Origin of the sequence: Nocardiopsis ganjiahuensis DSM 45031 (genome assembly GCF_000341085.1) — a bacterium.
GTDB lineage: Bacteria > Actinomycetota > Actinomycetes > Streptosporangiales > Streptosporangiaceae > Nocardiopsis > Nocardiopsis ganjiahuensis.
On record NZ_ANBA01000012.1, the window covers coordinates 1 to 24,229 of the forward strand.

The 24,229-nt window shown below is 69.5% G+C and carries 26 protein-coding genes; 14 read left to right on the forward strand and 12 right to left on the reverse strand.

Annotation, left to right across the window (positions count from 1 at the left end):
* Positions 1–110: 110 nt before the first annotated feature.
* From D458_RS0117180 to D458_RS33655, 5 genes are all read left to right on the forward strand, one after another.
* Positions 111–500, forward strand: coding sequence for a hypothetical protein (locus D458_RS0117180; RefSeq protein WP_026119402.1), 390 nt, complete (start codon positions 111–113; stop codon positions 498–500).
* A complete protein-coding gene (locus D458_RS0117185; RefSeq protein ID WP_017587991.1) occupies positions 490–2,172 on the forward strand; it encodes a sensor histidine kinase in 1,683 nt (560 codons plus the stop codon). The genes D458_RS0117180 and D458_RS0117185 overlap by 11 nt, the downstream gene beginning before the upstream one ends.
* Entirely contained in the window at positions 2,169–2,828 is a 660-nt protein-coding gene (locus D458_RS0117190; protein WP_017587992.1) for a response regulator transcription factor, read from the forward strand. The genes D458_RS0117185 and D458_RS0117190 overlap by 4 nt, the downstream gene beginning before the upstream one ends.
* 146 nt (positions 2,829–2,974) lie before the next feature.
* Positions 2,975–3,583, forward strand: a complete 609-nt coding sequence (locus D458_RS0117195) for a DUF4956 domain-containing protein (protein WP_017587993.1) — start codon at positions 2,975–2,977, stop codon at positions 3,581–3,583.
* Positions 3,580–4,428, forward strand: a complete 849-nt coding sequence (locus tag D458_RS33655) for a polyphosphate polymerase domain-containing protein (RefSeq protein WP_017587994.1) — start codon at positions 3,580–3,582, stop codon at positions 4,426–4,428. The genes D458_RS0117195 and D458_RS33655 overlap by 4 nt, the downstream gene beginning before the upstream one ends.
* Positions 4,429–4,717: 289 nt before the next feature.
* Here D458_RS33655 and D458_RS0117205 read toward each other — a convergent pair whose 3' ends face one another.
* Complete coding sequence (locus tag D458_RS0117205; protein WP_017587995.1) at positions 4,718–6,667, reverse strand: heavy metal translocating P-type ATPase; 1,950 nt, start codon at positions 6,665–6,667, stop codon at positions 4,718–4,720.
* Positions 6,668–6,673: 6 nt separating this feature from the next.
* On the opposite strand from D458_RS0117205, the gene D458_RS0117210 reads away from it, so the two are divergent.
* Entirely contained in the window at positions 6,674–6,913 is a 240-nt protein-coding gene (locus D458_RS0117210; protein WP_017587996.1) for a hypothetical protein, read from the forward strand.
* 131 nt (positions 6,914–7,044) lie between these two features.
* Here the strand turns inward: D458_RS0117210 and D458_RS0117215 are convergent, their stop codons facing one another.
* Positions 7,045–7,761, reverse strand: a complete 717-nt coding sequence (locus D458_RS0117215; RefSeq protein ID WP_017587997.1) for a phosphatase PAP2 family protein — start codon at positions 7,759–7,761, stop codon at positions 7,045–7,047.
* Between the two features lie 812 nt (positions 7,762–8,573).
* Here D458_RS0117215 and D458_RS0117220 point away from each other — a divergent pair.
* From D458_RS0117220 to D458_RS0117235, 4 genes are all read left to right on the forward strand, one after another.
* Positions 8,574–9,251, forward strand: coding sequence for a GntR family transcriptional regulator (locus tag D458_RS0117220; protein WP_017587998.1), 678 nt, complete (start codon positions 8,574–8,576; stop codon positions 9,249–9,251).
* 489 nt (positions 9,252–9,740) lie between these two features.
* Positions 9,741–10,841 carry a pyruvate dehydrogenase (acetyl-transferring) E1 component subunit alpha gene (gene pdhA / locus D458_RS0117225; protein ID WP_017587999.1) on the forward strand — a complete coding sequence of 367 codons (1,101 nt, stop codon included), beginning with the start codon at positions 9,741–9,743 and terminating at the stop codon, positions 10,839–10,841.
* 16 nt (positions 10,842–10,857) lie between these two features.
* On the forward strand, positions 10,858–11,871 hold the full coding sequence (locus D458_RS0117230; protein ID WP_017588000.1) for an alpha-ketoacid dehydrogenase subunit beta: 1,014 nt from the start codon (positions 10,858–10,860) through the stop codon (positions 11,869–11,871).
* Positions 11,872–11,882: 11 nt separating this feature from the next.
* Complete coding sequence (locus D458_RS0117235; protein ID WP_017588001.1) at positions 11,883–13,175, forward strand: dihydrolipoamide acetyltransferase family protein; 1,293 nt, start codon at positions 11,883–11,885, stop codon at positions 13,173–13,175.
* 117 nt (positions 13,176–13,292) lie between these two features.
* On the opposite strand, the gene D458_RS0117240 is transcribed toward D458_RS0117235, so the two are convergent.
* From D458_RS0117240 to D458_RS0117250, 3 genes are all read right to left on the reverse strand, one after another.
* Positions 13,293–13,712, reverse strand: coding sequence for a hypothetical protein (locus D458_RS0117240; RefSeq protein WP_083936343.1), 420 nt, complete (start codon positions 13,710–13,712; stop codon positions 13,293–13,295).
* Entirely contained in the window at positions 13,709–14,176 is a 468-nt protein-coding gene (locus tag D458_RS0117245) for an ATP-binding protein (protein WP_040702532.1), read from the reverse strand. Before D458_RS0117245 ends, D458_RS0117240 begins: the two co-directional genes overlap by 4 nt.
* 121 nt (positions 14,177–14,297) lie before the next feature.
* Positions 14,298–14,861, reverse strand: a complete 564-nt coding sequence (locus D458_RS0117250) for an ATP-binding protein (protein ID WP_017588004.1) — start codon at positions 14,859–14,861, stop codon at positions 14,298–14,300.
* 272 nt (positions 14,862–15,133) lie between these two features.
* Between D458_RS0117250 and D458_RS0117260 the strand changes: the two genes are divergently transcribed.
* Complete coding sequence (locus D458_RS0117260; protein WP_026119404.1) at positions 15,134–15,997, forward strand: helix-turn-helix domain-containing protein; 864 nt, start codon at positions 15,134–15,136, stop codon at positions 15,995–15,997.
* Positions 15,994–16,179, forward strand: coding sequence for a DUF397 domain-containing protein (locus D458_RS0117265; protein WP_017588007.1), 186 nt, complete (start codon positions 15,994–15,996; stop codon positions 16,177–16,179). The genes D458_RS0117260 and D458_RS0117265 overlap by 4 nt, the downstream gene beginning before the upstream one ends.
* A 434-nt stretch (positions 16,180–16,613) precedes the next feature.
* Here D458_RS0117265 and D458_RS34890 read toward each other — a convergent pair whose 3' ends face one another.
* Complete coding sequence (locus D458_RS34890; RefSeq protein ID WP_017588008.1) at positions 16,614–17,627, reverse strand: DUF6891 domain-containing protein; 1,014 nt, start codon at positions 17,625–17,627, stop codon at positions 16,614–16,616.
* Positions 17,628–17,697: 70 nt separating this feature from the next.
* Here D458_RS34890 and D458_RS0117275 point away from each other — a divergent pair, with 70 nt between their 5' ends.
* Positions 17,698–18,078: a DUF952 domain-containing protein gene (locus D458_RS0117275; RefSeq protein ID WP_017588009.1), complete on the forward strand. Its 381-nt coding sequence runs from the start codon at positions 17,698–17,700 to the stop codon at positions 18,076–18,078.
* 175 nt (positions 18,079–18,253) lie between these two features.
* Here D458_RS0117275 and D458_RS0117280 read toward each other — a convergent pair whose 3' ends face one another.
* A complete protein-coding gene (locus D458_RS0117280) occupies positions 18,254–18,637 on the reverse strand; it encodes a PLD nuclease N-terminal domain-containing protein (protein WP_017588010.1) in 384 nt (127 codons plus the stop codon).
* Between the two features lie 353 nt (positions 18,638–18,990).
* Between D458_RS0117280 and D458_RS0117285 the strand changes: the two genes are divergently transcribed.
* Complete coding sequence (locus D458_RS0117285; protein WP_017588011.1) at positions 18,991–19,716, forward strand: GntR family transcriptional regulator; 726 nt, start codon at positions 18,991–18,993, stop codon at positions 19,714–19,716.
* 250 nt (positions 19,717–19,966) lie between these two features.
* Here the strand turns inward: D458_RS0117285 and D458_RS0117290 are convergent, their stop codons facing one another.
* From D458_RS0117290 to D458_RS0117310, 5 genes are all read right to left on the reverse strand, one after another.
* Complete coding sequence (locus tag D458_RS0117290) at positions 19,967–21,028, reverse strand: aspartate-semialdehyde dehydrogenase (protein ID WP_017588012.1); 1,062 nt, start codon at positions 21,026–21,028, stop codon at positions 19,967–19,969.
* A complete protein-coding gene (locus tag D458_RS0117295; RefSeq protein ID WP_083936344.1) occupies positions 21,025–22,296 on the reverse strand; it encodes an aspartate kinase in 1,272 nt (423 codons plus the stop codon). The genes D458_RS0117290 and D458_RS0117295 overlap by 4 nt, the downstream gene beginning before the upstream one ends.
* 180 nt (positions 22,297–22,476) lie before the next feature.
* Complete coding sequence (recR, locus tag D458_RS0117300; protein WP_017588014.1) at positions 22,477–23,076, reverse strand: recombination mediator RecR; 600 nt, start codon at positions 23,074–23,076, stop codon at positions 22,477–22,479.
* 235 nt (positions 23,077–23,311) lie between these two features.
* On the reverse strand, positions 23,312–23,656 hold the full coding sequence (locus tag D458_RS0117305; protein WP_017588015.1) for a YbaB/EbfC family nucleoid-associated protein: 345 nt from the start codon (positions 23,654–23,656) through the stop codon (positions 23,312–23,314).
* A 127-nt stretch (positions 23,657–23,783) separates the two neighbouring features.
* Complete coding sequence (locus D458_RS0117310) at positions 23,784–24,128, reverse strand: MerR family transcriptional regulator (protein ID WP_017588016.1); 345 nt, start codon at positions 24,126–24,128, stop codon at positions 23,784–23,786.
* Positions 24,129–24,229 lie beyond the last annotated feature (101 nt).

Below are 24,229 nucleotides of genomic sequence, written 5' to 3' on the forward strand. Positions count from 1 at the left end.
CCCCCACCGGGCAGGTCACTTCCGTAAGCGCGGCGTCCAGCTGCGAAGATGAAGACTTCCTCACGTCCGCTTCATGCTGGCGCCGTCTTCCTCGAGGAAGCTCGACCTTTATGAGATCACCTCTGGTGCCGCTGGCCGTCGGGGCGCTGACGATCGTGCTCGTCACGGCCGCCGCCCTGCTCTGGGCGATGTTCCTGCGCGACCCCGACCCCGGACCCGCCGCGGAGGTGGTGGTCGGCGAGTCCCCCGATGCCGGCACCGCCGAGCCCTCCGACGAGGGCGTGGTCGGCGCTCCCCCTCCGGTTACGGACGGAAGCGGGGAGAACGCCTCCGAGAGCCCCTCTCCCGAGTCTTCACCCGACCCCGCGCCGACGGGGTTCCCCTTCGACTGCCTCGACGGGGACACGAACCACGAGGCCTGGGGCGAGGACCAGTGGGACGACTGGTGGGAGGCCTGCATGGACGCGCGGTACGAGAACGGGGACGACGATGACGACTGAGCGCCCCCACGGGTCACACGGTGCGGATCCCGACGCCACCACCGTGCACGTCCCGGTCGGCGGGTCCGGGCCCGGAGGTTCCCCTGCCGGGCACGACGGCCCGTCGGGCCACACCTCGCTCTTCCCCACGCTGGTCATGCGCGGGCCCCAGCCCGAACTCCCCCAGCGTCGCCGGGTGCCCGCCCGGCTCCTCATCATGGTGTGGGTGGTCCTGCTCATGGCCGCCGTCCTCGTGCTGGTCAACGTCGTCACCTGGAGCGCCCTGACCGCCCGGACCGACGAGCGGGTCGACCGGGCCCTCGCCCAGGAGATCGCCGAGTTCCAGGAGTTCGCGGCGGTCGGCGTCGATCCCGAGACCGGGGAGGCCTTCACCGGGGTCGCCCCCCTCATCCGGGTCCACCTGGAGCGCCAGTACCCCGAGGACTCCGAGATCCTCTTCGGCTGGGTCGAGGAACCGGACGCGGCCGGAGAGGCGGGGCAGGCCGAGGGACAGTCGGCCTCACGCGGCGACCGGGGCGCGGCCGACCCCGACCCCGGGCGCATCCGCCAGGGGCAGGAGCCGCCGTACGACCTGTCCGCCGATCCGGGCTCGGTCGAAGCCGTCCTGGACTCCCCCGACGCCCGCGGCGTGCTGGACACCCCGGCGGGGCCGGTCGAATGGGAGAAGATCCGCGCGCTTCCGCCGGAGGGCGGCAGCGGCCCGGCCGGGTGGTTCGTGATCGGCTACTTCACCGCGCAGGACGACGACACGACCGCCGGAACCATGGGAACCCTCGTGTTGGTGAGCGTGCTCGGCCTGGTCGCCGCCGCCACCGCCGCCTGGTGGGTGGCCGGGCGCATCCTCGCCCCGGTCCGGCTGGTCCGGCAGACCGCCGCGGAGATCTCCGAGGAGGACCTCACCCAGCGCATCGAGGTGTCCGGACGCGACGACATCGCGGCACTGGCCGAACAGTTCAACAGCATGCTGGACCGCCTGGAGGGGGCGTTCACCTCGCAGCGCCGGTTCGTCGACGACGCCGGCCACGAGCTGCGCACCCCCATCACGATCGTGCGCGGTCACCTGGAGCTCATGGGCGACGACCCCGGGGAGCGCCGTGAGGTGGTCCGGCTGGTCACCGACGAGCTGGACCGGATGGGCCGCATCGTCGAGGACCTGCTGCTGCTCGCCAAGGCCCAGCAGCCCGACTTCGTCCGCCCCGAACCCGTCTCCCTGGCCGAGCTCACCAGTGACATCGACGCCAAGGTCCGCCGGCTCGGCGACCGGGACTGGCGGCTGGAGGCCCTGGCCGAGGAGACCGTGCGGCTGGACCCGCAGCGCGTCACCCAGGCGATGGTGCAGCTCGCGGCCAACGCCGTGCGGCACACCGCCCCCGGTTCCACCCTGCGGATCGGTTCGCGGACCAGCGGTTCCGAGGTGCGCCTGTGGGTGGCCGACCAGGGGCCCGGCATCCCCGTCGAGGAGCAGGGCCGCATCTTCGAACGCTTCTCCCGAGGCGGGCGCACCGCACGCGGTGAGCGCGGCGCCGGGCTCGGCCTGGCCATCGTCCGGGCCATCGCCGAGGCGCACCACGGCCGGGTGGACCTGCGCTCGGCCCCCGGCGCCGGCTCCACCTTCACCCTCGTCATCCCCTGCGTCCCCGCCGACAGCCGCATTGGAAGGGAACACCTGTGAGCCGGGTACTCATCGTCGAGGACGAGGAGCGGATCGCCTCGTTCGTCCAGAAGGGCCTGACCGCCAGCGGGTTCACCACCACGGTGGTGGGCACCGGCGCGGAGGCCGTGGACTACGCCGTCACCGGCGGGTTCGACCTGATGCTGCTGGACCTGGGACTGCCGGACACCGACGGCTTCGACGTGCTCCGCCGGGTGCGGTCCCTGGGTGTGGACGTCCCGGTGGTGATCCTGACCGCGCGGGACGGGGTGCGGGACACCGTGACGGGACTGGAGATCGGTGCCGACGACTACGTCACCAAGCCGTTCAGGTTCGAGGAGCTCCTGGCCCGGGTCCGGCTGCGGATGCGTACGGAGCGCACGGCCGACCTGACGGTGCTGCGCGCGGGCGGGCTGTCCCTGGACCTGCGGACCCGCCGGGTGTCGGTGGGTGAGGACTCGGTGGACCTCACCGCTCGGGAGTTCGCCCTGCTGGAGCTGCTCATGCGGCACCCGGGGCAGGTCATGACCCGGCAGCAGATGCTGTCGCACGTGTGGGGCTACGACTACGACCCGGGGTCCAACGTGGTGGACGTGTTCGTGCGCGCGCTGCGCCGCAAGGTGGGTCCGGAGCGCATCGTGACGGTGCGGGGCATGGGGTACCGGCTGACCGGGTGACCGGTCCGGCAGGGGTGACCGGTCCGGCAGGGCAGGGATGGCCGGGTCGGCCGGTGAGGCAGGGGTGACAGCCCCGCCCTCCGAAGATGAGGGTTCCCTCATGCGGCGCTCATGGAGGCCTCACCGGCGCTGCCCACGATGGTCACATGTTCTGGTTCGCTCTGGCGGTCGACCTGACCGCGATCACGGTGTTGTCCTACGCCCTCTACTTCCGCCGGCACGGCCGGCGGGACCTGGTGCTCGCCTACGTGGCACTCAACGTCGGCATCTTCGCGGTGGTGTCGATGCTGACCCAGCAGGAGGTGGGCCTGGCGGTCGGCTTCGGCCTGTTCGGGGTGCTGTCGATCCTGCGGCTGCGCTCGGACCTGATCAGCCAGGGGGAGATCGGCTACTACTTCGTGGCGATCGCCCTCGGCCTGGTGAACGCGGTGGCAGCGCCGGCGCCGTGGCTCATGCTGGGGCTGAACGCCCTGCTGCTGGGCGCCCTGTACGCGGCCGGGCATCCGAAGCTGCTGGCCCGCACCCAGCGGCGGATCATGACCCTGGACGTGGTGCACGAGGACCCGGTGGCCCTCCGACAGGACCTGGAGGGCCGGCTGCGCGGACGGGTGCGGCACGTGGACGTCACCGAGGTCGACTACGTACGCGACCTCATGGTGGTGGACGTGCGCTTCCAGGAGCCGAAGCTGGGCGCGGTCCCCGGCCCGTCCTCCGAACGCCGTCGGCCGATGCCCGCATGGTGGGGTGACCGTTGAGCCTCGACTTCTCCCCCGCCGGCCCCTCCCCCGCCGCCGGGTCGGCCGAGAGGCCGCCCGGCCTGGAACGGCTGCGGCCCGTGTCCCTGGCCGAGATCAACGAACGCGCCGCGCTGGTCACCCGCACCTGCCGCAAGTACCTGCTCCCCGCCGAGCTGCTGCCCGCCCTGTTCGCCGGGTCGGAACGGGGGTTCGGGGTGCTGGAGATCGACGGCCGTACGTCCTTCCTGTACTCGTCCACCTACCTGGACACCCCGGACCTGCGGACCTTCCACGACCACCGGCAGGGTCGGCGGCTGCGCTACAAGGTGCGCACCCGCACCTACGTGGAGACCCGTACGAGGATGTTCGAGGTGAAGCTGAAGGGCTCCCGCGGGATCACCGACAAGGTGCGCATCGAGCTGCCCATGGACGCCCCCGTCGACCGGCTGACCTGGCGCACCCGGGACTTCCTGGACCGGTCGCTGAGCCACTGCCGCCTGACCCCGCCGGACGTCCTGCTGCCCTCCGCGGTGACCGACTACCGGCGGACCACGGTGGTGGCCCTCTCCGGGGAGGAGCGGATGACCGTGGACCACGGCCTGGTCGGGTACCGCGGCGACTGGGAGGTGCGGATGCGGCCGGACGTGGTCCTGCTGGAGGTCAAGACCCGGGGCGGCCTGACCGCCACGGAACGGCGGCTGCACGAGCTCGGTGTGCGCGAGGCCCGGTTCAGCAAGTACGCGGCCGCGCTGGCCGCCCTCGAACCGAACCTGCGCGGCAACCGCTGGCACCGCGCGATGGGCCACTGCATGGGCTGGCCGACCCCTGTGCGCCCGCACGGAACCGCAGGTCAGAGCGACTGACGGAAACCCTGGGTGTTTCACGTGAAACACCGGGCGACCTGTTCCTGACCCCGCTCCCGGAACGGCAAGCGGCCGCCGCCTCGTAACCGGTCGAGGCGGCGGCCTTCGCCGTGAGCCCTCTCCCGCTACAAGAGGGAGTCCGCGGCACTCACAATGGTCGCACCCCGCACCCCCCAGGTCCAGACCGGTGGCCGTGGTCGGCCGCGGGCGAAGCGGCGCGGGGACCGCGAACCGGGCCGTGCGGGGTCCGCGGACCGGTGGGCGCGGCCCTCCGCGAACCGGGCCCGGGTCAGTCGGTGGGGCGCAGGTCCAGCCCTCTGAGCAGCTGGGCGTTGAGGGCGACGATGATCGTGGACAGGCTCATCAGCACCGCGCCGACCGCCGGGGCGAGCACGATCCCGACCGGAGCCAGCACACCGGCGGCCAGCGGGACCGCGGCGATGTTGTACCCGGCGGCCCACACCAGGTTCTGGATCATCTTCCGGTACCCGGCCTTCGACAGCCTGCGCACGGAGACCACCCCGCGCGGGTCGTCCGAGGCCAGGACCACACCGGCGGACTCGATGGCCACGTCGGTCCCGGCGCCGATGGCGACGCCCACGTCCGCGCGGGCCAGGGCCGGTGCGTCGTTGACCCCGTCGCCGACCATCGCGACCCGGTGGCCGCGCTCCTGGAGGTCGCGGACGACGGCGTCCTTCTGGTCCGGCAGCACCTGGGCGAACACCTCGTCCAGGCCGAGTTTCCGGGCGACCTCGTCCGCGACGTTGCGGGCGTCGCCGGTCACCATCGCCACACGCACCCCCTGTGCCTGGAGCCGGCGGACCGCGGAGGCCGACTCGGGGCGGACCTCGTCGGCCAGGGACAGTGCTCCGATCACCGATCCGTCGGCCACGACGTGCAGGACGGTGGCGCCCCGGTCGCGCCAGGGGCCGGTGCTCCGCGCCAGGTCGGCGGGTTCGTCGGCGCCGAGGGAGTCCAGCAGCGCGGGACCGCCCACGTGCACCTCCGTTCCTTCGACGGTGGCACGGACCCCGTGTCCGGTCAGGGAGCGGAAGTCGGCGGCCTCGGGCACCGGGCCCACGGCACGGGCGGCCCGGACGATCGCCTTGGCCAGCGGGTGCTCGGAGTCGGCCTCGACCGCCCCGGCCAGGGCCAGGACCCGCTCCTCGGACTGTCCGCCGACGGCGGCGGTACCGGTGACCGCAGGGGCGCCCTTGGTCAGGGTTCCGGTCTTGTCGAAGAGCACCGTGTCCACGAGCCGGGTGCGCTCCAGCGCCAGCCGGTCCTTGACCAGGATGCCGTTGCGCGCCGACAGGGTCGTGGAGATCGCGATGACCAGCGGGATGGCCAGCCCCAGCGCGTGGGGGCAGGCGATGACCAGCACCGTGACGGTCCGTTCGACGGCCTGGCTGCCGTCGCCGAGCACGAGGCCCCAGACGACGGCGGTGATCACGGCGGCGGTCAGGGCGAACCAGAACAGCAGCGCTGCGGCCCGGTCGGCCAGCGCCTGCGAACGCGACCTGGACTCCTGTGCCTCGCTGACCAGGCGCTGGATCCCGGCGAGGGTGGTGTCGTCACCGACCGCGTCCACCCGCACGCGAACGGTGGAGTCGGTGGCGACGGTCCCGGCGACCACGCGGTCGCCCTCGGCGCGGGTGACCGTGCGGGACTCTCCGGTGATCATGGACTCGTCCACGGCGGCACTGCCCCGGACGACGGTGCCGTCGGCGGGGACCCGGCCGCCGGAGCGGACCAGGACGGTGTCCCCGGAGCCCAGCTCGGCGGCGGGGACCTCCTCGATCCCGCCGTCGGGGCCGACGCGTTCGGCGCGGTCCGGCAGCAGGGCGGCGAGGGCCTCCAGCGCCCCGGAGGCCTGGCCGAGGGCGCGCATCTCCAGCCAGTGGCCGAGGAGCATCACCACGACCAGGAGGACCAGCTCCCACCAGAAGTCGAGTTCCGGTCCGACGACCCCGAAGGTGGCGAGCGTGCTCGACCCGAAGGCCACGGTGATCGCCATCGCGACCAGGGTCATCATCCCGGGCCTGCGGGCGCCCAGCTCCGCGGGGACCCCGGCGAGGAACGGCCAGCCTCCGTAGAGGTAGACGACGGTGCCCAGGAGCGGAGCCACCCAGGTGAGCCCTTCGGGTACGTGGTAACCGAGCCACCCGGAGATCATGTGGCTGGTGAACACCACGGGCACGCTCAGGAGCAGGCTCCACCAGAACCGGGTGCGGAACATCGCGGCGTGGTCCCCGTGCCCGCCGTGGCCACCGTGCCCGCTGTGAGCGTCGTGCCCGCTGTGAGCCCCCTCACCGCGCCCGTCGTGGCCGCCGTGTCCATCGTGGGCCTCCACGCCGTGGACGCCGTGCCCGTCGTGGGCCTCAACGCCGTGTCCCCCGCTGTCCCCGTCCTGCTCGGGACCGTGCTGACCTGTACTCATGTCGACTCCCCTCCGTTCTCAAAAATACCCGCCTGGGGTATCTGATACACGGACGTCCGCCTGGTCCGCGCGCCCTAGGAACACATATACCCCCTAGGGGTATTCCTGACAAGACCCCGGACACGGGAAACGCCCGCCGGAGAGTCCGACGGGCGTTCTTCGGTGACGCGTGGAATCTAGGGCGCGGCCTCGGTCTCGCGGCCGTACCAGGGCCACCACTGCACGGTGCGGCCGTGCGGGATCATCCGGTCCAGGCGGATCGTGAGCCTCAGCGCGAAGCCGCCCGCGATCATCCCGGCCAGCAGGTCCGTGAACCAGTGGAAGTGCAGGTAGACCGACACGGTCGACTGCAGGAGCGCGATGCCCACGATGCAGTAGGCCAACCGTTTGATGATGTGCGGCCGGGCCGCGCCGAACCTGATGATGAGGAACAGCACCAGCCCGTAGATGAGGATCGCGTTGGCCCCGTGCCCGGAGGGGAAGGCGACGTTGCCCGGCCCCATGAAGAAGTCCGGGTCGTAGTGCTTGGCGTGGCCCCGGCTGAACAGCAGCTTCATCACGGAGACCATCGACATCATCCCGAAGACGCCGCCCGCCCCCAGGATGATCGGTCTCCAACTGCGGTGCCAGTAGGCCAGCTGGAGTGTGGTCACGCCCAGGACCGGCAGAGCCACGTAACGGGAGGCCACGTTGTCCGGCCAGAAGATGAGCGGCTCGCGCAGCAGGTCCCAGTAGGGCCGCGGGAACTCGTTCAGGAACTTGTCGACCGGATGAAGAGGCCCCGCGGCCAGCATCGTCATGACGATCAGCGCCACGAAGAGCATGATCGCGATCCGGTCCGAGGCGAGCCCCCATGCGATCTCGCTCACACTCGGCCACTTGACCGCGCGCACGACGGGCGGCCCCGGCGCGTGCTCCTTGGCCCGCACCACGGGAATGGGGCCGCTGTAGGGGCCGGGGTCGGGCCTGCGCCGTTCCGGCTCCTGCGGCTCTTCCGGCTCGTGCGGCGTTGTCAACTGTCTGGACCGCGCATGCCGGGTCCTCGAAGAATGCGTCATGTGCTCAGAGCTGTCTCACACGTCGTGGGCTTGCCTGTGGCACTGCTGAGGCGTTGGGGGACGGGCTAGCCGCGGTTGTTGGGACTGATCCTGACGTCCTCGGGGCCGACTCGGGGTGTAGGCGATACGAGTGTTGGTAACGTACCGGGGGCTTTCCCCCTTACACCCCGTTCGACGGTCGAACCTTCGGACTGGTTCACGGTGGTCGTGACCGGCCGCCGTACAGGCTCGACGTCCGAGGAACGGAACTGGTCGACAGTGGCGTCTGCGGTGGAACTCGTTACCGCTTGGGTTCGGTCAGCGCAGTTCAGGGCGCTCTCGTCGGGCCATCACCGTGACGTGGGTAACTCTCCGTACGGCTTTGGGTAGTTATTGCCAACATGCGAGCCTACCCGGACACTTGCCCTCATTGGTGTTCTTGCGGGTCAAGTGTGACCCGTCCACCTCGGACTTTGCCCGAATCTCACACTCAGGCCCCGTCCTCTTCACTCGGACGCGACCGGTTCGTGAGGGTTCCGTTAGCGCTTCGAGGCCGCACGTCCGGCCGACCCGTGTGCGTGTGGCACTCTTCAAGGAGCTTGTCAGACGCTGGAGTGTGTCGGCTCGTGTGCTGGTCGTGCACGGGCCGGGAAACGGAAGGGCCCTGGATGGTCGACCTCCCACAGTTGCCGGACGACCCCTCGAAACTGGCTCGCGAGCCGCTGAGGGAGCAGATCCGGCAGGTACTGGTCGAGGGCCTGCTGTCCGGGCGGTGGCAGCCCGGCGAACGCATCGTGGAACGCAGGATCGCGACGGAGCTCAACGTCAGCCAGGCTCCGGTCCGTGAGGCGCTCCGCGAGCTGGAGACTCTGCGACTCATCGAGACCGTGCCGAACAAGGGCGCCAGGGTCAGGGCCTTCGGTGTCCAGGACATGGCGGAGATCTACCCCGTCCGCGCCGGTCTAGAGCTGGTGGCCGCACAGTTGGCCGCGCCGCGCCTGGCCGAGGACCCCTCTCCCCTGGAACGCGAGGTGGAGGCGCTCCAGCGCGCCACCGCCCAGGGGGACGTCACCGAGCAGATCAAGCACAGCGTGGAGTTCCACCGCGAGGTCGTGCGGGCCGCGGACAACAGCGTGCTGCTGCACACCTGGGAGTCCCTCGGCGTCGAGGTGTGGACCGCCCTGTCCGTGCGCTGGCTCAACATGGAGCTGCACGCCAAGGCCGCCGACCACGCGCAGATCACGCGGGCTTTCCGCGAAGGGGATCCGGCCGTGGGGCAGATGCTCAGCGAGCACGTCCTGAACTACGTCGAGGCCGCGCTCAAGACACACGAGGGCAGTCGGTGACCAACGGGCAACAGACCCGTTCCGTTCGCCGATCGAGTTCTCCGATCCCACCTGCACCTTTGCACCAAACTTCGGGCATCTGGCGTAAAGTTGTATTGATCGATCATCGATCAGACCGTAGAGTGTGCGCGACGCACGTCACACCCATACGCGCGTGCCCCCTGGTGGTACGGGGTCGTTCATCCGGCCGGTGAACGAACTCGGCCGGCCTCCCGGCGGATGCTTACGGCACTCCAGACCGGGAAGCAATGCCGTCAAGGGTTTTCGGCGCAACAACTGCACACGCGACCCGACTCGCTTCGCGTCCGCAACCGGGCCCAGCCACGGCCCGACCGCGTACGCGCCCCGCAACAGCCACAGTGTCGCCGCCGATGAGCCCGGCGGCGGCACACGCCCGGACCACGCCCGACAGCGGGGTCCGGCCGGGCCCCGCCCTCCGGCCCACAGGTCGAAGGGGCGAGGCCTTTCGCGCACGTAGAAAGGCACACCATGGCTGACACGGCCAAGCCGAAGGGCGGCACCGCCCGGGCCTCCGCGTCCCGGCGCCGGAGCCGCAAGGACACCGGTCTCGGCAACGAGAAACCGGAGACCCTCCTCGACTACTACCGCCAGATGCTCTTCATCCGCCGCTTCGAGGAGCGCACCGGACAGGCCTACACCCAGGCCCGCATCGGCGGTTACTGCCACCTCAACCTCGGCGAGGAAGCCACCGTCGTCGGTCTGATGACCGCCCTCCAGCAGCGCGACTACCTGTTCACGAACTACCGTGACCACGGGTACGCGATCGGCAAGGGCATGGACCCCAAGCGGGTCATGGCCGAGCTCTACGGACGCTCCGACGGCGTGTCCAAGGGCTGGGGCGGCTCCATGCACATGTACGACACCGAGACCCGCATGCTCGGCGGCTACGGCATCGTCGGCGGCCAGCTCCCCCTGGCCACCGGTGCGGCGCTGGCCGTCACCTACCGCGGCGGCGACGAGGTCGTCATGTGCCAGATGGGCGACGGCACCACCAACATCGGCGCCTGGCACGAGTCCCTCAACATCGCCAAGCTGTGGAACCTGCCGGTCGTCTTCGTGGTGATCAACAACTTCACCGGCATGGGCACCACCGTGGACATGTCCTCCGCCGAGCCGGAGCTGTACAAGCGCGGCGCCGCCTTCCGCATCGAGGGCGAGCGCGTCGACGGCCGTGACGTCCTGGCCGTCCGCGACACCGCCACCCGCCTGGTCGAGCGCGCCCGCGAGGAGCAGACGCCGTTCCTGCTGGAGGCCTGGAGCTACCGGATGAAGGGCCACTCCGTGGTGGACCCCGCCAAGTACCGCACCGACGAGCAGCGTGACGAGGCCCGTTCCGAGGAGAACGACCCGATCGCGATCTTCGGCGCCCAGCTGGCCAAGGCCGGGATCCTCACCGACGACCTGCGCGACGAGATCGCCGCTTCGGTCAAGGCCGAGGTCGCCGAGGCCGCCGACTTCGCGGAGAACAGCCCGAAGCCGGACGTGTCCACGCTCTTCGACTACACCTACGCCACCCCGGTACCCAACGAGTCGCGGCGCATGCCCGCCGACCCGGTGTTCGCGGAATAGGGAAGGAACCACTCACATGTCCGTGATCACCTACCGCCAGGCCCTGCGGGACACCCTGCGGGCCGAGATGGTGCGCGACGAGAACGTCCTCGTGATCGGCGAGGAGATCGGTGTCTTCGAGGGCTCCTACAAGATCACCGAGGGGCTCCTCAAGGAGTTCGGCCCCCGGCGGGTCAAGGACACCCCGATCGCCGAGGAGGGCTTCGTCGGCGCGGCCGTCGGAGCCGCCATGCTGGGCCTGCGCCCGGTCGTGGAGCTGATGACGATCAACTTCTCGCTGATCGCCATCGACCAGATCATCAACCACGCCGCCAAGATCTACGGGATGTTCGGCGGTCAGACCAGCGTTCCCATGGTCATCCGCACCCCCGGTGGCGGCGGCCAGCAGCTCGGCGCGACGCACTCGCAGAACATCGAGCTGTTCTACTCCTTCATCCCCGGCCTCAAGGTGATGGCTCCCAGCACCCCGGCCGAGGCCTCGTCGATGCTGCGCGCGGCCATCCGCGACGACGACCCGGTCCTGTTCCTGGAGAACCTGGGCCTGTACAACTCCAAGGGCGAGGTCCCCGAGGACTACGCCCAGCCGGAGAACGACAACGTCGCCACCATCGGCCGCGCCGGTGTGACCCGCGAGGGCACCGACATCACGCTCATCGGTTACTCCCGGATGGCCACGGTCGCCACCCAGGTCGCCGAGAAGCTGGCCGAGGAGGACATCAGCGTCGAGGTCGTGGACCTGCGCAGCCTGCGCCCCCTCGACCGGCAGACCTTCGTGGACTCGGTCAAGAAGACCGGTGCCGCGGTGATCTGCGAGGACGACTGGCTCACCTACGGGATCGGCGCGGAGATCGCCGCCTCGATCCAGGAGGGGGCCTTCGACTACCTGGACGCCCCCGTGCGCCGGGTGGCCATGGCCGAGGTGCCCATGCCCTACGCCAAGCCGCTGGAGACCGCCGCCCTGCCGTCGGTCGAGTCGATCAGCACCGCGATCAAGGAGACCCTGAGCGCCGTCGGCAAACGGGTCGGGTAGAGGGAGTTTCAATGAGCGAGATCCACATGCCGCGCCTCTCCGACACCATGGAGGAAGGCGTCATCTCCACCTGGGTCAAGAAGGTGGGGGACAAGGTCGCCTCCGGTGACGTGCTGGTCGAGATCGAGACCGACAAGGCCGTCATGGAGTTCGAGGCCTACGAGGACGGTTACCTCGTCAAGCAGAACGTCTCCGAGGGCGACACCGTACCGATCGGTGAGGTCATCGGTTTCATCGCCGACTCCCCGGACGCGGTGCCCGAGGAGTCCTCAGCTCCCGCGGCCCCCGCCGAGGAGGCGAAGGAGGAGGAGCCCGAGGCCGAGGCCGAGGAGAAGCCCGCCGAGGCCGCTCCCGCTCCCTCCGCCGGTGAGCCGTCCGGCGAGTCCGGCGGCGAGCGTCCCCGTACCTCCCCGCTGGCCCGCCGGCTGGCCAAGGAGTACGGCCTCGACATCACCAAGATCAAGGGGTCCGGTCCCAAGGGCCGGATCGTGCGGGCCGACATCGAGGCCGCCGCCAAGGACGGTTCCGCCGCCCAGGACGCCCCGGCTCCCGAGAAGAGCGCCCCCGCGGCTCCGGCGCCCGCCGCCCAGGCGGTCTCGACCCAGGACGACGTCCGGGGTTCCGAGGAGGTCAAGACCAGCAACGTGCGCAAGGTGATCGCGCGCCGTCTGACCGAGAGCAAGCAGACGGTCCCGCACTTCTACCTGCGCCGCGCGATCGACGCCGAGGGCCTCAAGGCCTTCCGCGCCCAGATCAACGAGCAGCTGTCCAGCACGGGCGTGAAGATCAGCTTCAACGACCTGATCGTCAAGGCCTGCGCCACCGCGCTCAAGCTGCACCCGGAGGTCAACACCTCCTGGATCAACGACACCCTGGTCCAGCACCACCGGATCAACGTCGGCGTGGCCGTCGCCGTGGACGCCGGGCTGGTCGTGCCGGTGCTGCACGACACCGACAAGGCGACGCTGTCGGAGATCTCCACCCGCACGCGTGAGCTCGCGGGCAAGGCCCGGGACAACAAGCTCAAGCCGCAGGAGATGGGCGGTGGCACGTTCAGCGTGTCCAACCTGGGCATGTTCGGCATGGACAGCTTCTCCGCGGTGATCAACCCGCCGGAGGCCGCCATCCTCGCGGTCGGCGCGATGCGTCCGGAGGCCGTGGTCGTGGACGGTGAGGTCGCCGTGCGCAACCGCATCGCCCTGGAGCTGTCGGTGGACCACCGCGCGGTCGACGGCGCCGTCGGTGCCGCCTTCCTCAAGGAGCTCGCCGAGATCCTGGAAGAGCCCATGCGGATCATCCTGTAGGAACCCGCGACGTCCTCGCACGTCAGAGCGGAGAACGCCCCGGCCGGAGATTTCTTCCGGCCGGGGCGTTCTGCTTCACCGGATGTTATCCACAGCCTGTGGACAGACCTTCTGCTCCTACAGGAGCCAAGCGGCCATCTGGCTGATCCCCATCCCGGCCGCCAACACCATCCCGTAGGTGAGCGCCGCCGCCACCCAGCCGCCCCTCCGGCGAGGAGCCCGGTGGCGACCGCGCGGTTTGAGCGGCGGGAACGGGTCGGCTTCGGCCTCGTGGGGCTTCGCTTCCCCGGCCTGCCGTTCCGCCTGCTCCCGGCGCTGCTTCGCGACGGTCATCCAGTGGGGCGTGACGCCGTGTTCCAGCCGGTAGGCGACCCTGGGGTTTCCCGCCATCTGCCGGAGCAGACGCTGCTCCCGGTCCTCGAAGGTCTCCGAAGGCGTGGCGACCCGCCGAGGAGCAGAAGGTGCCGGAGTGCGAGTGAACCGGGTTCCCCGAGGAGCGTCCAGTACCGAGCGCACCCGAGTGTCCACGGCGGTCATCCCTGCCCACCGCCCAGCGTGAACTCGGCCCACACGGCCGTGCCCAGGTCCGCGCAGAACGGGAACGAGACCACCGGGTAGGCGCCCCAGCGAACGGCGAGCAACTCCACCATCAGCAGACCCCGGCCGCGCTCGGCGGTCAGCCACTCCCCCTCGGTGCGCCCCGCCGGGATCGCCGGGGAGGACTCACGGGTTCCGTCGTCCACGACCACCAGGCGCAGCACACCGGGCTCGGGCTCATGAAGCGCCCGCAGGACCTGTCCGTCCCGGTCGCCGGAGCGCGTGTGCTCGATCGCGTTCGCGGTGAGTTCGCTCGCGCAGAGGGTCATGGTCTCGACCAGCTCCTCCCCGAACCCGGTTAGGTCGGTGCGCAGGTCCGCGCGCACCGTGCTCATCTGGGAGAGGTCTCCGGGGTAGATCCGCGCCTGCCAGCGGGCAGGGCTCACGTGAGGCACAATGGTCATGTCGACAACTCGCTTTCTTCACAGATCTGTTTGTCGGCCTGCTCTGGGGGTGTTCGCGCACCCGCCAGAGCTTTTTTCTTGGTCGCCCGGCTGCGAGGCGACTGGTTTGGCGGCGTGGGGGTCAGCGCCTGACCGCGCCGCTCCAGGAGGTCTCGGTCAGGTCGTAGGGCAGGCTGAACCAGACCTTGCGGTTGAAGGGGATGCCGTTGTCTCCCCAGTCCGAGGCCAGCGCGTTGACCATGGCCAGTCCCCGCCCGGCCGTGGCGTCGGGATCCAGTCCGCGCGGGTCGGCTGCCAGGTGTTGAGGGCGGTCGAGATCGAAGGGCTCGTGGTTATTGACGCCCTGGTCCTGACAGGTCAGTCGGAGTCCGTTGCGGAGGCGCTGACACGTGAGGGTGTAGTAGCCGAACCGCTCGCCTGAGCGCGTGTGCCGGATCGCGTTACTGGCGAGCTCGCTGCCCAGCAGAGTGAAGAGGTAGCGGTAGTCGGGGCTCTGGCGGTCGGCGCAGGTGTGGAGGAAGGCGCGGACCAGCGGCATCTGGAGGGGTCCGGCCCCGAACTCGTAGCGGCGGTTCCGGAAGGGCGCCCGGTCCGAGTTCGGCTCGAAGTAGTGCCGGTACTTGGACTGGACCGTTGCCAGCAGGGGCAGCGTCACCTCCGGCAGGTCCAGCGTCGGCGCGCTCACACGCCCATCCCCAGAGCAGCGGAGACAGCCGAACGGGCCTCGTCCTGGATCACGAAGCGACGCACCCGGGACGCCCGCCGCCTTCCCGAAAAGGACATAGCGAACATTTCATCCTTTGGCGCGGCTTTTATGAACAGATATGGCATAACGCAGTCCCAAAAATTTGAGAGCAGAGATCAATACTCATGCGTGATCAACTATGCACAATCTGATAGCTATTCACAACTAAAAATCGAGATGCTCGAAAAAATCTTGCCGCTAGGATGCGGATCATGACACGCACACCGACCTACTCCCCCACAGTCAGGCGCCGCCGTTTGGGGATGCTTCTGCGAACAGCACGCGATGCCGCAGGGCTGTCCTCCACAGCCGCCGCGTCCCGACTGGGAGTGTCCCGGGCGTCCCTCAACAAGATCGAAACCGCTGAAACCCAGCGGGTCCGCAGCACCCACCTCGACGACATGATCACCCTGTACGGCATCCCCGACCAGGAAGCCGAGGAACTGCACGCACTCGCCAAAGCGGCCAAGGTCAAGGGTTGGTGGTGGAAGTACCGGGACGTCTTCGGCAGCGAACCGCTCCCGGACTTCGAGGCTGAGGCGTCCCACATCCGCACGTTCCAGCCACAGGCCATCCCCGGCCTCTTGCAAACCCCTGAGTACGCCGAGGCCGTTTTCCGAGGCGGCCGGTACACCAGCGCGGAACGTCTTGACCGCCTGGTCGAGGCCCGAATGACACGACGCGAGATCCTCCACCGGCACGGGTCCCCACCCCGCCTGTGGGCGGTGATAGACGAGGCGGTTCTGCGCCGCCCCGTCGGCGGTCCTGAAGTCATGCGGAGTCAGATGGACTACCTGCTGCACATCGGGGTCCTGCAGAACATCGACATCCAGGTCCTGCCGTTCGACGTCGGCGCGCATGCCGCGATGACCGGCGCTTTCACCATCCTGGAATTCCCCGAACCCCTCGACCCGACCATCGTGTACACGGACACTGTGGGCAGCGGTCAGTTCGAAGAAGACCCAGAAGAGGTGACCAGGTACATCGGAACCTTCGGAGATGTACAAGGAGCGGCAGCAAGTACCGTCATGAGTGCCCAGATCATCGAGGACATCCGAAAAGAAGGCACCAGATGAACCCCTCACCTGAGTTCAGAAAGAGCAGTTACAGCGGAGCATCTCAAGACTGCGTCGAGGTCGCCGACCTGCCTGGTGAGTACCTGGTCCGCGACACCCAGAACCGGGACGCCGGCCACCTGGGCTTTGCCGGATCTGAGTGGTCCGCTGCCCTCGGCGCCATCCGCACCGAACAGGCCTGAGCCGCCAAGAACTGCTCTGCCCCTGGCCGTCGGCCGGGGGCGTTGTCATCCGGGAAACGACTCGGGGCCAGTGGCTGGCTACACCGGAACAGCGGCGGCGAAGTGGGTGGTGGGCCGGGGTCGGTGGTTCTGTGCGTGTCCGTGGGAGGGCCGGAACCAATCGAGGGTGGTGCTGGTGCCGCTCTCGCCCCTCGGGGGTGGCGCCAGTGCCACCCGATGCTCGGCAGGGGGGTCGATTCCAGCCGGGACAAGATCCCCAGGACGAAGTGCCCCCGCACAGCGTTCGGGCCGAGTTTGGGACACCGCCCCCAAAGCTGTCCCTTCAAGGCCGCCCGGGCCGCCGACGCAGGGTGCGACGATGCGCTTCCGCACGTCGAGCGACAGCGGATAGCGGGAACCACTGCATTGGGATCTCCGACGTCTCCGGGGCCCCGTCACCAGACCCGGGTCTCCAGGTCTCCCAGCAGGCTCAGGTCGGCTCTGTCCTCCGTCGCGAGCACCCCGACCAGTTCCGCGGCCTCGGCCAGGGTGGCGTGGCGTCCGATGGAGCGCCCCTCGGCGGGCTTCGGACTCTCCACCCACAGCTTCGGGCCCGGTTCCCACATCACCTGGACGGTGTCTCCGGAGGGTGCTGAGGCAACCAGGAAGGAACGGGGCTCCGGGGTCAGCCGGTACAGCAGTTCCCGGTACTCCTGAAGGTCCACGAACCGGGGTCCGGACTGACCGATGCCCCCTTCTCCCACCGTGTCCTGGTAACTGACCTCGATCGTCCGCTCCTGTGACCGGTCACCCTCAGCGGTGCCGCGGGCCGGCCGGCCGGCCCGGCGCATGGTGGCTGCCCGGACATCGAGGCGCCGACCGGGGTCGCCGTCCCACTCGACGTCGAGTCCGTACTCCCGCAGCACCGCGGTGACCTCCGCGCCGACGGCGGCATCGGCCTCGGGCGTGCCCTCTCGGGAGCCGTAGCCGACCAACAGCCGACCGCCCTCCGCGGCGTACTCGCCGTCTTCCGCGGTGTAGCAGGCGTAGCCTCGGGCGCCCGGCCCCTGGGCGACCTGGCTCGCGAGGCGGCCGTTGGCCTCCCGGGGATTCCGGTCGAAGAACTCGCGGGCGATGATCCCCGAGGTGTCCAGGGACCTGAAAGCGCGGGTCAGGCGGTCACTGTCCGTGCTCCCGTCCGGGGCGGGACACCACTGCCGGTGAGCGGTGTACTCGGCGTCGAGGATGCCGATGACCCAGGTGCGCAGCTCATCAGGGTCGTCCGTCGGCAGCCCTCGCGTCTCGCCGGAGTTCACCAGGTCGTCCAGGTACTCAAGGTTTTCCGTGACCGTGTGACGCATGATGCCGTCGTAGTCCTCACCGATGAGAACACGTGCCCGGATGCTCTGGTGTCCGTTGCCCGACATGGAGCCGTCGGGGAGGTTCCGGGGGTCCCACTTGTCATCCATGACGAGGAATTATGACACCCGCCCAGCGCCTGTCACCCCTCCTCACGGCTGAACGTGTACCGTCCGGCTCATGGTTCATGTACTGCACCTGACCGAACTCTCCCGCTGGCGCGCCGGTGGCGACGTCGAGGCCGCATCCCTCCGCACCGAGGGGTTCCTGCACGGCTCACCGGACGAGGCCACCCTGCTGGCGGTGGCCAACGCCTTCTACTCCGACCCCGCCGAACCGCTGATCGTGCTGGTGGTGGACACCGAAAAGGTGGACGCCGAGGTGCGGTGGGAGGCGGCGGCCCCCACTCCCCCGCCCGGAGTCTCCGGCGACATGCTCTTCCCCCACGTCTACGGTCCGATCCCGCGACCGGCCGTGTGCGCCCTGCGCCGTCTGGTCAGGGACCCGTGGGGCCGCTACACGGCACTGGAGACCGTCATGGAACCCGGCCCCTGTCTCTAGGTCGACATGGCGACGTGGCGACGTGGCGACAAAGAGTTCTGTCCACAGCCTGTGGACAACTTTTCGCGACCGGGCCCGAAACCGTGACGGGTGGTTCACACGCAAGAGCCCCGGGTGGCGTGGAGGTTCTCCATGCCGCCCGGGGCCCGTTCGGCCCTGCTCGGGTGGGACCGCCTCAGGCGTGGCCGAGGCCGGTCTGGTTGGGCGCGACGTTGCTGTGCTGCCCGACGCTGCTCGGGACCGTGTGGCGGGCCCGCCCCTTGTCGATGCCGAGGAAGCGGTTGAGGTGCCCCTTCTTGCCGACCACGAACCAGGCGATGGCTCCGAACAGCGGGAACCAGATGATGAAGATGACCCACAGGAGCTTGCCGCCCCCGGAGGTGTCGCCGTCGGCCAGTGCCGAGATGACCGCCGCGACCACCAGGACCAGGAGGGCCAGGAGTGCGAGCAGGACGAGGACGCCGGTGATACCGCTCATCCAGGCGACGGTCCGACTGGTGTTGTCCGCCAGTTCCGACAGTTTCGCCAGATCCGCCAGCTCCGACAAGTTCGTGATCATGACTCCCCCAAGCAAGACGTGGTTGCCTCGATACACAGAGTAATAATCCGGAGTGGCCAGGCCCGCACATTCCGACGGTTTCGGGCGTTTCCCCGCACCGGTCCGCGCACTTCCGATTCCGTGGTCCACACACGGCGGGAGCCGACTACTTTCAGGTAGCGCCCCCCACCAGGCTTTTCCACTGCTTTACTGGAACTATGGGCAAGCTTCGGCGATCTGGCAGGTCCACTCCCTCTCCCCGGCCCGGGACCGGCGCCGGAAACGGTGTCGGCACAGACACCCGTGACCACCGACCCGTGTGCCCGGTCAGAGCCACCCCGCCGACCGGGGACACGACAGAGGCCGGGTGAGCGGTGCCCAGGCAACCCCAGTACCTCTGGCTGGCCGAACAACTGCGTGAGCCGATCCTCAACGGCGAGATGACCCCCGGCACGCGGCTCCCCTCCCGCACCCGCCTGGCCCGCGCCTACCGGGTCAGCGAGCAGATCTCCCGCACCGCGCTCCGGCTTCTGGTCACCGAGGGACTCGTCGAGGCCCGTCCCGGCTCCGGGTACTTCGTGCGGGCCTTCCCCGAGGTCTTCCGGCTCTCCCGGACCGACGCCACCTCCGGCTCCGGTCTGGGCCGCCTCGTCCGCGAACGGGTCAGCACCGAGCAGGAGCGCTGCACCGCGCCGCTGAGCTCCAGGCTCCGGCTCCGCGACGGCGACCCCGTGTACCGGACCACCTCGCGCGGCCTCTCCTCGGACGAGCCGGTCACCCTGCACCGCTCCTGGGAACCGGCGGTCCTGACCGCCGGGACCCTGCGCACCCCCTTCGACGCCGCCGACACCGGCCCCCTCGAACGGCTCGGCGCGGCCGGCTTCCCCGTGGACCGGGTCGTGGAGGAGGTCGGGGTCCGCGCCCTGCGCGACTCCGAGGCCGCGCTCCTGGACTCCGCCCCCGGGGTGCCCGTCCTCGTCGTCGAACGCACCCACTACTGCGGTGACCGCCCCGTCGAGACCTCCGACCTCATCGGCTCGGCCGACCAGTGCCGACTTCTCTACAAGCTGTCCCTCGCCCGCCCGCGCGTGCGGAGATAGCCCTCGGGAACAGGTTCTCCGGGCACAGCGAAGGGCGGTGGCCCGCCTCCTCCACGGAGGGGGCGAACCACCGCCCTCAGTCACCGCCCTGGACAGGGGGCGTTTGCGTTCGGGCGCCGGCAGGGTTTTGGAGGCGCCGGAGGTGGGATGGCGAGGAACGAGCCATCACACCGTAGGTGCCGAAAGTTCCTGCCCTCATTGGCGCCCGAACACGGGCCGAAGCGCAGCGGAGGCCCAAGGCAAACACGGCCTAGGCCTGGGTGAACTCCTTGGCGACGACCTCGGCGATCTGCGCGGTGTTCAGCGCGGCGCCCTTGCGCAGGTTGTCCCCGCACAGGAAGAGGTCGAGCGACTTCGGGTCGTCGATGGACTGGCGGATGCGGCCGACCCAGGTCGGGTCGGTACCCACGACGTCGTTCGGGGTCGGGAACTCGCCCTTGGCGGGGTCGTCCAGGACCTCGACGCCCTCGGCGGAGCCCAGCAGCTTGCGGGCCTCGTCACCGGTGACCTCGTTCTCGAAGGTCGCGTGCACGACCAGCGAGTGCGTGGTGATGACCGGGACGCGCACGCAGGTCGCGGAGACCTTCAGGTCCTCCAGCCCCAGGATCTTGCGGGACTCGTTGCGGACCTTCAGCTCCTCCGAGGACCAGCCGTCGTCCTTGAGCGAACCCGCCCACGGCACGACGTTGTAGGCCAGCGGCGCCGGGAAGGGGCCGAGCTCGTCGACGGCCGAGCGCATGTCGCCCGACTTCTCGCCGAGGCCGCGGTCCGAACCGGCCTTGGCCATCTGGTCGCGCAGGACGTCGATGCCCTCCTGGCCGGCGCCGGACGCCGCCTGGTAGGAGGAGACGACCAGTTCCTTGACGCCGTAGGTCCGGTGCAGGGCACCGATCGCCACGATCATCGACAGGGTGGTGCAGTTCGGGTTCGAGATGATGCCGCGCGGACGGTTGCGCACCTGCTCCGCGTTGACCTCGGGCACCACCAGCGGGACGTCGGAGTCCAGACGGAACGCGCCGGAGTTGTCGACGGCGACCGCGCCGCGGGCGGCGGCGATCGGCGCCCACTCCTTGGACACCTCGTCCGGTACGTCGAACATGGCGACGTCGACGCCGTCGAAGACCTCGGGGGCCAGCGCCTGCACGACGACGTCCTCGCCGCGCACGCTCAGGACCTTGCCCGCGCTGCGCGCGGAGGCGACCAGGCGGATCTCGCCCCACACGTTCTCGCGCTGGGTGAGGATGTCGAGCATGACGGTGCCGACGGCGCCGGTCGCACCGACGATGGCCAGGGTGGGAAGACGGTTGCTCATCGGCCGGTACCTCCGTAGACGACAGCCTCGACCTGGTCGGCGTCGAGCTGGAACTCGCTGTGCGCGGCCTGGACCGCCGCGTCGACCTGGTCCTCCTCGACGATGACCGAGATGCGGATCTCCGAGGTGGAGATCATCTCGACGTTGGTGCCGGAGGAGGCGATCGCGTCGAAGAAGCGCGCGGTGACGCCCGGGTACGAGCGCATGCCGGCGCCGATCAGCGAGACCTTGCCGATCTTGTCGTCGTAGCGCAGGGAGTCGTAGCCGACCTTCTCCTGGACCTTCTTCAGGGCGGCGACGGCCTGCTTGCCGAACTCCTTCGGCGCGGTGAACGAGATGTCGGTGCGGGAGGTGGAGACCGCCGACACGTTCTGCACGATCATGTCGATGTTGATCTCGGCGTCCGCGAGCGCCTTGAAGATCGTCGCGGCCTCACCGACCTTGTCAGGGACGCCGACGACGGTGATCTTGGCTTCGCTCCGGTCGTGGGAGACCCCGGAGATGATCGGCTGTTCCATGCCTTCGCTTTCCTCGACTTCCGAAACGATCCACGTTCCGGTCTTCTGGCTGAACGATGAGCGGACGTGCAGGGGAATGTTGTACTGGCGCGCGTACTCGACGCAGCGCAGGTGCAGGATCTTCGTGCCGCTGGCGGCCATCTCCAGCATCTCCTCGTAGGAGATCTGCGGGATGCGCCGCGCGGTGGGAACGACGCGCGGGTCGGCGGTGAACACGCCGTCCACATCGCTGTAGATCTCGCAGGCGTCGGCGTTGAGCGCGCCCGCGAGAGCGACGGCGGTGGTGTCGGAACCGCCACGACCCAGGGACGTGATGTCCTTGGTGTCCTGGGAGACGCCCTGGAAACCGGCGACGATGCAGATCGCGCCCTCGCCGATGGCTTCCTGGATGCGTCCGGGGGTCACGTCGATGATCTTGGCGTTGCCGTGCAACGACGTGGTGATGACCCCGGCCTGGGATCCGGTGAAGGAACGGGCCTCGTACCCGAGGTTCTCGATGGCCATCGCCACGAGGGCCATCGACATGCGCTCACCGGCGGTGACGAGCATGTCGAGCTCGCGCGCCGGAGGCATCGGGGAGACCTGTTCGGCCAGATCCAGCAGTTCGTCGGTCGTGTCGCCCATGGCCGAGACCACGACCACGACGTCATGTCCCGCCTTTTTCTGAGCCACGATCCTTTGGGCTACTCGCTTGATGGCTTCCGCGTCAGCCACGGAAGACCCACCGTACTTCTGCACGATTAGGGCCACGATCGATGCTCCTGAGGAGTTGGGATCAAGACAATTAACAATGGAGTGTAACCAGGGACGCCCACGACACCCGTTCCGACCTGCGGAGAGAGGGCGTGGCGCCTTGACACACCAGCGCTCGGGCCTACCCGTTCGAACGGAGGTTACTCATATTTCGACCAGATTACGGCGAAGTGTGAGCTAGAACTCCAGGCTACGGCGGCCCTCGAAGGCGCGTCCGAGAGTGACTTCGTCGGCGTACTCGAGGTCGCCGCCGACGGGCAGCCCACTGGCCAGGCGGGTGACTTTCAGGCCCATGGGTTTGACCAGCCGCGCCAGGTAGGTCGCGGTGGCCTCCCCTTCCAGGTTCGGGTCGGTCGCCAGGATCAGCTCGGTGATCTGGCCGTCGGCCAGACGCGTCATGAGCTCCTTGACCCGCAGGTCGTCGGGGCCCACGCCCTCGATGGGGCTGATGGCGCCCCCGAGCACGTGGTAGCGCCCGCGGAACTCGCGGGTGCGTTCGATGGCGACGACGTCCTTGGACTCCTCGACGACGCAGATGACGGCGACGTCGCGGCGGGCGTCACGGCAGATACGGCACTCGCTCTCTTCGGCGATGTTGCCGCAGATCGAGCAGAAGCGAACCCGCTCCTTGACCTCGACGAGTGCGTTGACCAGGCGTTTGACGTCCGCGTACTCCGCGGACAGCAGGTGGAAGGCGATGCGTTGCGCGCTTTTCGGACCGACGCCGGGCAGTCGCCCCAGCTCGTCGATCAGATTCTGTACCGCGCCTTCGTACATGCCTACCCACTCGGTCGGAACCGGGACGGCGTCCCGGCGGGGCCACTCCTGCCCCTCACCCCACCGTATCGGGGGACGGCGACCTGTTTCGACCACGCCCCGGACATGACCCGGACTCGCTCCGGGGAAATGGGGGCACCGTGCCCGGCCGTACCGGGACCGGCAGTCGTCGCCCCGGTGCCGGTGGGCACCGGGGCGACGACGCGAAGACCGCAGGGCCCTGGAAAAGGGGTTCCTAGAAGCCGGGGAGGCCGGGCATGCCACCGGGCATCCCGCCGCCCAGGCCCTCGGCCAGCGGGCCCATCTTCTCCTGCTGGAGACGCTCGACCTGCGCCTCGGCGTCGCGGATGGCCGCCAGGACCAGGTCCGCCACGGTCTGCGCGGTCTCCTCCGCGTCGGTGGGGTCGACGGCCTTGGGGTCGACGGTGATGTCCTCGACCTGTCCGCGCCCGCTCAGCTTGACCTTGACCAGCCCGCCGCCGGAGGTGCCCTCGACCTCGGCCTCCTCCAGCGCCTGCTGGGCCTGCGCCAGCTGCTGCTGCATCTGCTGGGCCTGCTGGAGCAGGGCCTGCATGTCCATTCCGCCAGGGTTCACGGCCGTCTCCTCGCCGCACACGTGGTGCTGTTCGTTGCTGCGTGTCACTTGTCTGTGAGGGTAACCGGTCCGGCCAAGGCGATCCGGCCGTGCGCACCGAAGGAGAAGGCGTTCAACGGGCGCTCTCGATCACCTGGTCCAGAGCCTCCCGGGTGCGCTCCAGTCCGCGGATCGCGGCGGTCACCCGGTCGCGTTCGGCGCTCAGCCAGTCGAGGAGGTCCGGCGCGGGTTCGCCGCGCTCCTGCGCGTACACACAGGGCAGCAGTTCGCGGATGGTCTCGGTGTTGAGCCCGGCCCCGATCAGGCACTGGACGCGGTCCACCCGCTCCACCGCGTCATCACCGTACTCACGGTGCCCTCCCGAGGTGCGCTGGGAGGTCAGCAGCCCTCGTTCCTCGTAGTAGCGCAGCGAACGGGGGCTGGCCCCGCTCCGCGCGGACAGTTCTCCGATGCGCACGGACACCTCCCTGAACCCCGGTTCGCGGCCCGGGGCCGCGGCCCCGGCTCCCGCCCCCGGACCGTGACTCTGGTCACGAACTCTTGAACCTCACATGGATG